At 44.5% G+C, this 9,344-nt stretch carries 11 protein-coding genes; 5 read left to right on the forward strand and 6 right to left on the reverse strand.

Translation table 11 applies throughout. The annotated features are described in order from the left end of the window. The first annotated feature begins 23 nt into the window (after positions 1 to 23). From rpsD to rplQ, 3 genes are read left to right on the forward strand one after another with little or no spacing between them, the layout of a single operon-like run. Positions 24 to 644 carry a 30S ribosomal protein S4 gene (rpsD, locus tag Vt282_RS01320; RefSeq protein WP_021708922.1) on the forward strand — a complete coding sequence of 207 codons (621 nt, stop codon included), beginning with the start codon at positions 24 to 26 and terminating at the stop codon, positions 642 to 644. A gap of 24 nt (positions 645 to 668) precedes the next feature. After that, a complete protein-coding gene (locus Vt282_RS01325; protein WP_075651020.1) occupies positions 669 to 1,661 on the forward strand; it encodes a DNA-directed RNA polymerase subunit alpha in 993 nt (330 codons plus the stop codon). Positions 1,662 to 1,687: 26 nt separating this feature from the next. Further along, a complete protein-coding gene (gene rplQ / locus Vt282_RS01330) occupies positions 1,688 to 2,068 on the forward strand; it encodes a 50S ribosomal protein L17 (RefSeq protein ID WP_162047298.1) in 381 nt (126 codons plus the stop codon). 70 nt (positions 2,069 to 2,138) lie between these two features. Here the strand turns inward: rplQ and Vt282_RS01335 are convergent, their stop codons facing one another. Both Vt282_RS01335 and Vt282_RS01340 read right to left on the reverse strand, forming a co-directional pair. After that, complete coding sequence (locus Vt282_RS01335) at positions 2,139 to 2,543, reverse strand: DUF2780 domain-containing protein (protein ID WP_232055084.1); 405 nt, start codon at positions 2,541 to 2,543, stop codon at positions 2,139 to 2,141. Between the two features lie 167 nt (positions 2,544 to 2,710). After that, a complete protein-coding gene (locus tag Vt282_RS01340) occupies positions 2,711 to 3,331 on the reverse strand; it encodes an FKBP-type peptidyl-prolyl cis-trans isomerase (RefSeq protein ID WP_162047296.1) in 621 nt (206 codons plus the stop codon). Positions 3,332 to 3,563: 232 nt separating this feature from the next. On the opposite strand from Vt282_RS01340, the gene Vt282_RS01345 reads away from it, so the two are divergent. Next, positions 3,564 to 4,124 (forward strand): OapA family protein, encoded by a 561-nt coding sequence (locus Vt282_RS01345; RefSeq protein WP_162062361.1) that lies wholly within the window; start codon positions 3,564 to 3,566, stop codon positions 4,122 to 4,124. A gap of 5 nt (positions 4,125 to 4,129) precedes the next feature. On the opposite strand, the gene Vt282_RS01350 is transcribed toward Vt282_RS01345, so the two are convergent. The 4 genes from Vt282_RS01350 to cpdB all read right to left on the reverse strand — a co-directional run bounded on the left by Vt282_RS01350 (position 4,130) and on the right by cpdB (position 8,170). Then, the gene (locus Vt282_RS01350) at positions 4,130 to 4,990 is read right to left on the reverse strand and encodes a DMT family transporter (RefSeq protein WP_162062362.1); all 861 of its coding nucleotides are present in this window, start codon (positions 4,988 to 4,990) and stop codon (positions 4,130 to 4,132) included. Further along, positions 4,990 to 5,445: a GNAT family N-acetyltransferase gene (locus Vt282_RS01355; RefSeq protein WP_162062363.1), complete on the reverse strand. Its 456-nt coding sequence runs from the start codon at positions 5,443 to 5,445 to the stop codon at positions 4,990 to 4,992. Before Vt282_RS01355 ends, Vt282_RS01350 begins: the two co-directional genes overlap by 1 nt. A 77-nt stretch (positions 5,446 to 5,522) precedes the next feature. Further along, positions 5,523 to 6,086: a Crp/Fnr family transcriptional regulator gene (locus Vt282_RS01360; protein ID WP_162047292.1), complete on the reverse strand. Its 564-nt coding sequence runs from the start codon at positions 6,084 to 6,086 to the stop codon at positions 5,523 to 5,525. Positions 6,087 to 6,208: 122 nt separating this feature from the next. Continuing rightward, complete coding sequence (cpdB, locus tag Vt282_RS01365; RefSeq protein WP_162062364.1) at positions 6,209 to 8,170, reverse strand: 2',3'-cyclic-nucleotide 2'-phosphodiesterase; 1,962 nt, start codon at positions 8,168 to 8,170, stop codon at positions 6,209 to 6,211. Between the two features lie 259 nt (positions 8,171 to 8,429). Between cpdB and cobA the strand changes: the two genes are divergently transcribed. Further along, the gene (cobA, locus tag Vt282_RS01370; RefSeq protein ID WP_162062365.1) at positions 8,430 to 9,311 is read left to right on the forward strand and encodes a uroporphyrinogen-III C-methyltransferase; all 882 of its coding nucleotides are present in this window, start codon (positions 8,430 to 8,432) and stop codon (positions 9,309 to 9,311) included. Positions 9,312 to 9,344: the final 33 nt, after the last annotated feature.

Below are 9,344 nucleotides of genomic sequence, written 5' to 3' on the forward strand. Positions count from 1 at the left end.
TTTTAGATTATTGGAGAAAGATCATGGCAAGATATTTGGGTCCTAAGCTGAAGCTTAGCCGTCGTGAAGGCACTGACTTATTCCTTAAGTCTGGTGTTCGCGCGATCGATACCAAGTGTAAAATTGATAACGCACCAGGTGTACACGGCGCTCGTCGCGGTCGTCTATCTGAGTATGGCGTTCAGCTTCGTGAGAAGCAAAAAGTTCGTCGTATGTACGGCGTTCTAGAAAAACAATTCCGTAACTACTACAAAGAAGCTGCTCGCCTAAAAGGCAACACTGGTGAAAACCTACTGCAACTTCTTGAAGGTCGTCTTGATAACGTAGTTTACCGTATGGGCTTTGGTGCAACTCGCGCTGAATCTCGTCAGCTAGTTAGCCACAAAGCTATCCTAGTAAACGGTAAAGTTGTAAACGTTCCTTCTTTCAAAGTAGCGGCTAACGACGTTGTATCTATTCGTGAGAAAGCTAAACAGCAGTCTCGCATTAAAGCGGCTCTAGAAGTTGCTGAACAACGCGAAAAACCAACTTGGATTGAAGTAGATGGCGGTAAGATGGAAGGTACATTCAAGCGTATGCCTGAACGTTCTGATCTATCAGCTGACATCAACGAACAATTGATCGTCGAGCTTTACTCTAAGTAAGGTTTAAACTAAAGAGAGGACACAATGCAGGGTTCTGTAACAGAATTTCTTAAGCCACGTCTTGTTGACATCGAACAAATCAGCACGACTCACGCAAAAGTAACTCTTGAGCCGTTAGAGCGTGGTTTCGGCCATACTCTTGGTAATGCACTTCGCCGTATTCTTCTATCTTCTATGCCAGGTTGTGCTGTAACAGAAGTTGAGATTGAAGGCGTTCTACACGAATACAGCACGAAAGAAGGCGTTCAAGAAGATATTCTTGAAATCCTACTTAACCTTAAAGGTCTTGCTGTACGCGTTGCCGAAGGCAAAGATGAAGTGTTTATTACGCTGAACAAATCAGGCTCGGGCCCTGTGGTTGCAGGTGACATCACCCATGATGGTGATGTAGAGATCGTTAACCCAGAACACGTTATTTGTCACCTAACAGATGACAATGCTGAAATCGCTATGCGTATTAAAGTAGAACGTGGTCGCGGTTATGTTCCTGCTTCTGCTCGTATCCATACTGAAGAAGATGAGCGCCCTATTGGTCGCCTACTGGTTGATGCTACATACAGCCCAGTAGACAAGATTGCTTACTCTGTTGACGCGGCTCGTGTAGAGCAACGTACTGACCTAGACAAGCTTGTAATCGACATGGAAACGAACGGTACTCTTGATCCTGAGGAAGCAATCCGTCGCGCAGCTACTATCCTAGCTGAGCAACTAGATGCGTTCGTAGATCTACGTGATGTACGTGTACCTGAGGAGAAGGAAGAGAAGCCAGAATTCGATCCGATCCTACTGCGTCCTGTAGACGATCTTGAACTAACAGTTCGCTCTGCTAACTGTCTGAAAGCAGAAGCGATTCACTACATCGGTGATCTTGTACAGCGTACTGAGGTTGAGCTACTTAAAACGCCTAACCTTGGTAAAAAATCTCTTACTGAGATTAAAGACGTACTTGCATCACGTGGTCTATCTCTGGGCATGCGTCTAGAAAACTGGCCACCAGCGTCTATCGCTGAAGATTAATCGATACTAGTTAGAAGGATTAGGTCATGCGCCATCGTAAGAGTGGTCGTCAACTCAACCGCAACAGCTCACATCGTAAAGCGATGTTCAGCAATATGGCTAGCTCTTTAGTACGTCATGAAGTTATCAAGACTACATTGCCTAAAGCAAAAGAGCTACGTCGCGTAGTTGAGCCTTTGATTACACTAGCTAAGACTGACAGTGTTGCTAACCGTCGTCTTGCATTTGCACGCACTCGTGATAACGAAGTAGTTGCAAAACTGTTTAACGAACTAGGTCCACGTTTTGCTGCTCGTCAGGGCGGTTACACTCGTATCCTAAAAGCTGGCTTCCGTGCTGGTGACAAAGCTCCAATGGCTTACATTGAGCTTGTAGATCGCCCAGCTGCTGAAACTGCTGCTGAGTAATCAGGTTCGAAAGAACGAAAAAGCCGAGCATTAGCTCGGCTTTTTTGTATCTATTAAAGCTTGCGAATCACTAGCTTTTCCAAATCTCACCTAGCGTGCCTAGTAGGCCTTCACTCGCTCCGCTTTGTTTTAAGTAATCTAGGATTACAGGAACAAATTTGTTCACCATTTGCGGATCAAGTCCCATGCTTTCAAATGCGGTTTTTACTGTTTGCATGTTCTCTATGTTGCCAAGCACGCCTTGAACATTAGGCAAGTTTGATGACCAAGGGATCAAAGACTCAAGCTCGGATAAGTCGGCCGATGAAAGTTGTTGTTGTGCTAGTCCAAACAGAGCGCCAGTGCCACTAACCGCTTGTTCAGTTGATACTCCAAGTTGATTGGTCAGCAAGTCAGTGACTGGCAGACTATGGTTAGCGATGAGCCCAGTGTCAGTGGCTACGTTGCTAATCGCACTCTGGTCATCTTTACTCATAACCGAATCAAGCCAAGATCCTGCATAACAGTTTGAAGTAAGCGCTAAAAGCATCAGAGTAGCAATTGTAGTTTTTCATTGTAATTTCCTTTGAGAACGCTGATGCTTAATTTTAGTAAAAAGCGACGCTGGTGCGTCGCTTTTTCGATAACTAAGTTTTAACTCGATTATAGGATGTCTAGCAGTTCTACTTCGAACACTAGTGCTGCGAATGGAGGAATCGCTGCACCTGCACCGCGCTCACCGTATGCTAGGTCCTGAGGGATATATAGTTTCCACTTCGAGCCAACAGGCATTAGTTGTAGTGCTTCAACCCAACCTTTGATTACACCAGTTACAGGGAATTCAGCTGGTTGACCGCGAGACACTGAGCTGTCAAATACTGTGCCGTCAGTTAGTTCACCGTGGTAGTGTACACGTACTGATTTGTCAGAAGTTGGGATTTCACCGGTACCTTCAGTAATGATTTCGTACTGTAGGCCAGATTCAAGAACGTTTACTTCTGGGCGTAGTGCGTTGTCTTTTAGAAACGCTTCGCCGTCAGCAGCAGCAGCTTTTGCTGCTTCTTGACGTGCGTTTTCTGCGCGCATGTGTAGCTCTTGTAGAGCTTCGTTGATCTCGTTGATTTCGATTGCTGGCATATCACCAGTTAGCGCAGTTGCGATACCGGCAGCGATAGCGTCAACGTTTAGACCTTCAATACCAGAACCAGCTAGTTGCTGACCCATTTGTAGACCAATACCGTAGCTTGCTTTTTGCTCTACAGTTTCAAATTTTACTTCAGACATGGTGTCTCTCTCGTATGGGTGTATTAAGCGCTAAAGGATACCAGTATTAGAGTTAGGATGAAACGTCGACTCAACCAGTTTGCATTTGCACAAGCAGAGTGAGAAGTAAGTCTTACTTTTTCGCTCAAAGTGTGAGATTTGACAGGGGCATAACTTTCAAAGAAGGAATTATCTATACTCGTTGGCACAAGGTTTTTATACTAATCGCTGGGTAGTTTGGAGATGGGTTGCAATGAATCGCCGCAAGAAAAAGCCACAGAAAGTCGATTACATTCAATTAGCCAAGGATAAGCTTGAAGCTGTCGATTGGCAAAGTGCAAAACAAGCTTTGTTGAGTCGTTGGGGGCAATTGCCCAAGATTCACCAGCGTGCTTTGATGGTATTAGTTCCTATAGTACTGGTATTGATATTGATACCATTTCCTGAGGGAACACCAGAGCAAGCTGAAATAGTGTCACAGCGTGTCCCGGTAGCCGTCAATACGCAAAGCTTAAGTGAGCAAGGTGAAGTGGTTGCGCCAACGGTTAAAACTGAACAATGGCAAGAATATACCGTGAAATCTGGAGATACGCTTGCTCAGGTGTTTCGAACCAACAATCTACCTATGTCCGATCTTAACGCATTAGTTAGAGTAGAAAGCAGTGACAAACCGCTTAGCCATATCAAAGCGGGTCAATTGGTGCGTTTTAAAGTCACCCCTGAGGGAGCACTTGATGTGCTGCAGTTAGAGAAAGCGTCGAAGTCGGTGATGTTTTTCCGTCTTTCAAACGGTGGTTTTGCACAAAGCAAATAATGAGCTCAGTTGGTTTTTCTTTGCCGCTGCAACAGTTCCTTGTATGGGAGCAGTGGCAATATGATCATAGCGATACCTAGTGCAGTTAAATGGTCTGGGATTTCATCAAATCCCCAAATTCCGATTACCACTACAAATACCAATCCCGAATACTCAGCTAATGCTATCTGTCCTGCTGGCACTTTGCGATAAGCAAGTACAGCTAAGCCATTGTAGGTAAGAATCAGGCTAGCACTGATCGCAACTAGTAGTAACTGCTCACTATTTACTGGTTGCCAATACATTGCTGCCAATATTCCTGATAGGGGCAGTGTCATCAGTGAGGTCCAAAACAGGGTACTCACCACGCTTTGCTCAGATGGTAGTTTGCGCGCCAGAATATTAAATATTGCCAGTGTCATTGCGGTACCTAATGCAAACCAAGCGGCCCAATGAAATTGAGAGGGGCGCAATACCATCAATACTCCAATAAAACCAATCATCGTCGCCACCACTTTGGCAATAGGTGGGATTTCTTTGAGAATCCAGACTGATAGCGGTAGCATAATTAGAGGCGCAGCGTAAAAAACGGCGTTAGCAGTCGCAAGTGGTAAGTGAGTAATTGCTACCATCATGCAACCACTGCCAATCATGATTAATAGAGCTCGTATCGCAATTAAACCAGGAGCGGTTAGACTGCGTTTGGCTTTAGTTTGTTTTAGCCACAATGGCATGATCAGTACGACCGATAGCAACTGGCGCAAAAATACATACTGAAATGAATTGATGCCTCCTTCAAGTAGCTTTACCGCTACATCAGAGAGTGAAGCGGCCAAATTTCCAGCGACGAGCAAGATGATAGCGAATGTCACTGGTGACCAATTCATTAGTCAACCTCTCGCAGCATATCGACATGAGGAATACCATCTTCTAAGTACATTTCTGAAGTTTGTGTAAAGCCATGCTGCTGATAAAAATTAGTGAGGTGCTGTTGGGCGCCAATCTCAATGCTCTCATTGGGCCAAAGTTTTTGGCATTCAATAACGGCTTGTTTGAGCAGAGCATGTCCAAGGCCGTTGCCGCGCGCACTTTGCAATGTTGCTACTCGTCCAATACTGACAGAAGGATAGCTAGTGCCTTTTGGTAACAGGCGTGAACAAGCGACGAGCTGGTCATCTTGATAACCGAGTAAGTGAAATACACCTTCAAGCGTATCTTTACAATCCAGCTCAGGATAAGGACACGTTTGTTCAACGACAAACACATCAACTCGCAGTCTAAGTAGTTGGTAAAGCTCGATATTAGTCAATTGAGAAAAAGGGATTAACTTCCAAGTTATCATGTGGATATATCAAATTATGCGCAAAATAAATTAACGGTTAAGTTAGCAAGTTTCTTAACGGTGAGCATTAACATTTGTTATTCCATTGAGCGATTTTTTATTCGACTTAAACTGACTGGCGTAATCCCCAGATAGGCAGCAATTTGGTAGTCACTCAATCTTTGTTCAAGATCGGGAAAGTTTTCACAAAATAGTTGGTAGCGTTGCTCAGGGCTATAAAGCAACATAAAGCGTTCTTTGTTTTCTTTGAACATCAACTGGGTTTCGACCAACTTGAGATAAATTGGATGATGGGAATCTCGCCATTGTTTTAAGGTTTCAATCGGCAGGCACATTAGCTCGCAAGGGGTTAATGTTTCGAGCAGAAATGCTGAAGGTTGTTGTTTTATAAGACTTTCAAAGCCAATGATCCAATCGAATTCCCAGTAAAACTCTTTGCTGAATTCTCTTCCTTGTTCAGTAAGGTAGCTAGCATGGCAAAGACCATCCAGTACAAAGTAAAAACTGTCTGTGATTGCTCCTTGCTCCATTAAAATATGCCGAGTCGGCAACTCTAGAGGTTTCGCCAGTGAAGTGAGCGTCGTTACTTCATGCTCGACAAAGCCCTGTTCGAGTAGATAGTGACGAAATCGAGTTTGCATATTTCTTTCCTCAATAAAAAAGCCGCTAAAACGATAGCGGCTTGATATTAACATCTATACCTTGGTAACTAGAAGTTGGCTAAGTGACTCCTTATTTCCTCGGTATCGATCAGGGCAAGAGGTTACTTTTGTAGGTCAATTTGGTAAACCGCAAAGCCAACATCATCAGTCGCCACTTGTTTCATTGGGTACTGACCTTTGTCTTTAATGAACTGAGTGGCTTTGTCGCTTGGTGACGTTTCAAAGCGAATATCCAAGGTTTTGTCAGCTTTGATTGGTGCAAACGTCCAGTTGTTGTCGGCACTTGGAGTTACTTCGCCTTTCTCTTTACTTACACGAGAAATGTAAGAAGCAACCACTGAACGGTTTTCATCTGGCGAATCAAACGCAACGTGATCGCTACCCGTGCCTGGGAACTTGTTGCTGTACGCACGGTAGTTGTTGGTTGCGACGATGAACTCTTGTTTCAAATCGATTGGCTTACCTTGGTAAGTCAGATTTTGGATACGCGTTGACTCTGGGTTAATTAGCTTACATTCACCGTCGTATTTTGCCGGTTGAGTGATATCCACTTGGTAGTTAACGCCATCGATAACATCGAAGTTGTAAGTACGGAAACCATCCCAGTTAATCAGTGATTGTGGTGCGGTGCTATTTACGTCGATTTGGTTAAATTGACCAACTGCACACTCAAGCCACTCTTTTACCTCGTTGCCAGTCATTTTCAGTGCAACAAGTGTGTTTGGGTATAGATATAGGTCGGCTGCGTTACGGAAGGTTAGCTGACCAGATTCTACTTCGGTAAAGCCTGATGGGTCATCTTTACGACCGCCCGCTTTAAATGGTGCTGCAGCGGATAGTACTGGAATGTCAGCAAGATCTGGGTCGCCTTGAATAAAGCGTTCAACGTAGTCTTTTTGTGCTAGGTTGACGATTTGTACTGTTGGATCGTCCTGTACCAGTGCTAGGAAGCTGTACATCACATCGTTTGATTGACCAATAGGTTGGTTTACAAACTCACGCGTGCCTTTATGGTCTGCTTCAAGCGCTTTTACGATGCCCTTGTCTGCTTCAACGAGTGCTTTTTTGTTTGCATTATCGTAGATAGGGCGAGCTTCGGTTTTACCTGAAGTTACTTCCCATTTGCCTTCTTTTTGCTCAAGTACTAGATCGATAACACCAACGTGATCGCCCCATCGGCCAGGCATTACTGCCGCTACACCGTTGATTGTACCGTTTTGGTTATCAACACCTGGTAAGTTATCGAAGCCTTTACCAGGGAATACAGAGTGTGAGTGACCAAATGCAATTGCATCGATACCTTCTACTTCTGATAGGTAGTAAGTTGAGTTTTCAGCGCCCAACTTGTGTGGATCCATTGATACACCTGAGTGTGGGATAGCGACGATCACATCAGCACCTTCCGCCTTCATTTGCGGAACAAGTTCTTGTGCTGTTTCTTTGATGTCTTTAGCGAATACTTTGCCTTCTAGGTTCTTTTTGTCCCATACCATGATTTGTGGTGGAACAAAGCCGATGTAACCCACTTTGATTTGCTGCTCAGCGCCGTCTGCATCTTTAAAGGTGTGTGTTTTGATAATGTATGGCTTGAAGTAGTGTTTACCCGTTTTTGCGTCGTAAACGTTAGCACTGATGTATGGGAATTCTGCGTCGTTTAGTGTTTCAGCAAGGAATTCTAGGCCGTAGTTAAACTCGTGGTTACCAATGTTACCGACATCGTAATCAAGCTGGTTCATCGCTTTGTAAACTGGGTGAACCTCACCAACTTCAATACCTTTATCCGCCATGTAATCACCCATTGGACTACCTTGGATTAAGTCACCGTTATCGACTAGAACGCTGTTTTCAACTTCAGCACGAGCTTGTTTAACCAAAGTAGCAGTGCGAGACAGACCAATTTTTTGTGATGGACTGTCTTTGTAGTAGTCGTAATCCATCACGTTAGTGTGAATGTCAGTGGTTTCGATGATACGTAGTTTAATGGTATCTGCCATTGCTGGGCCTGCCATGGTTAGCATGCCGCCGAGTACAGCGAGAGTTAATGGTTTCACTGCTACTTTCATTTGTTTAGCTCCGATAGCGTTAGGTTAACTCGAGTAATGTAACAAAAATGCGTGTAACAATAATTTCATCGCATCCCAAATTGTGACTGGTACCACTAACGATGTGAGTTTGATACATCAAGTTTTCATTGCCGGCGCATTGTTGTACAGCATTTGCTTGTTTTCTTATCAGTTATTGATATAAAAATGAAATTTTAGAATTTCAGGTAATATGTATACAAGGCCATAATGCTCTCATTCACACGGAAGGAATGATCATATGGCGAGCAAGGATAAAGTGTCTCAGTTTCCCCTGAGTTACTTACGTACGATACAAAACAAAACACATCGCCCCAGTTTCAAGACAACAAGTCAACTGCGAGCTGGCGAAGTCGCGCTGGTTGGCGCGGGGCCTGGCGATGCAGAGCTGCTCACCGTAAAAGCTCTAAATTTTATTCAGCAAGCCGATGTGGTGCTGTATGACTATCTTGTTTCAGATGACATTATCGCCTTAATCCCTGATAGCACCATTTTAGTTTGTGTTGGCAAGCGCGCCGGTCATCACAGCGTTCCTCAAGAAAAAACTAATCAATTACTGGTCGAGTTTGCCAAGCAAGGTCACAAGGTTGTGCGCATTAAAGGCGGCGATCCATTTGTGTTTGGTCGTGGTGGCGAAGAGCTGGAAGTACTCGCTGAAGCAGGAGTGCGTTTTCAAGTCATTCCCGGTATTACCGCTGCCGCAGGCGCCACCGCTTATGCCGGTATTCCACTAACTCACCGTGACTATGCGCAAACCGCAATGTTTATTACCGGGCACCTTAAAGCTGAAAGTGACGATATGGACTGGTCGACATTGGCTCGGGGGAATCAAACCCTGGTGATTTATATGGGGCTAATGAAATCAGAATACATTCAGCAGCAATTGGTTAGCCATGGGCGAAAAGCTTCAACACCTATCGCCATCATCGAGCGCGGTACACAAAGCTGCCAAAAAGTATTTAAAGGCGAGCTCTCAGAGCTGGCAACGTTAGCGCAAGACGCTGAGTCACCATCGCTTATCGTGGTTGGTGAGGTGGTCGCGCTGGCTGAGAAATTACAGTGGTTCAATCAAGAAGAGAAAGCCGCTTTAAACAGTAAAGTAACGCAACGTCATTACGCATAAAGATTAAAGACTAGCCGAAACGCTCGTAAGAGC

It is taken from the genome of Vibrio taketomensis, from assembly GCF_009938165.1.
In the GTDB taxonomy this organism is placed as follows: domain Bacteria; phylum Pseudomonadota; class Gammaproteobacteria; order Enterobacterales; family Vibrionaceae; genus Vibrio; species Vibrio taketomensis.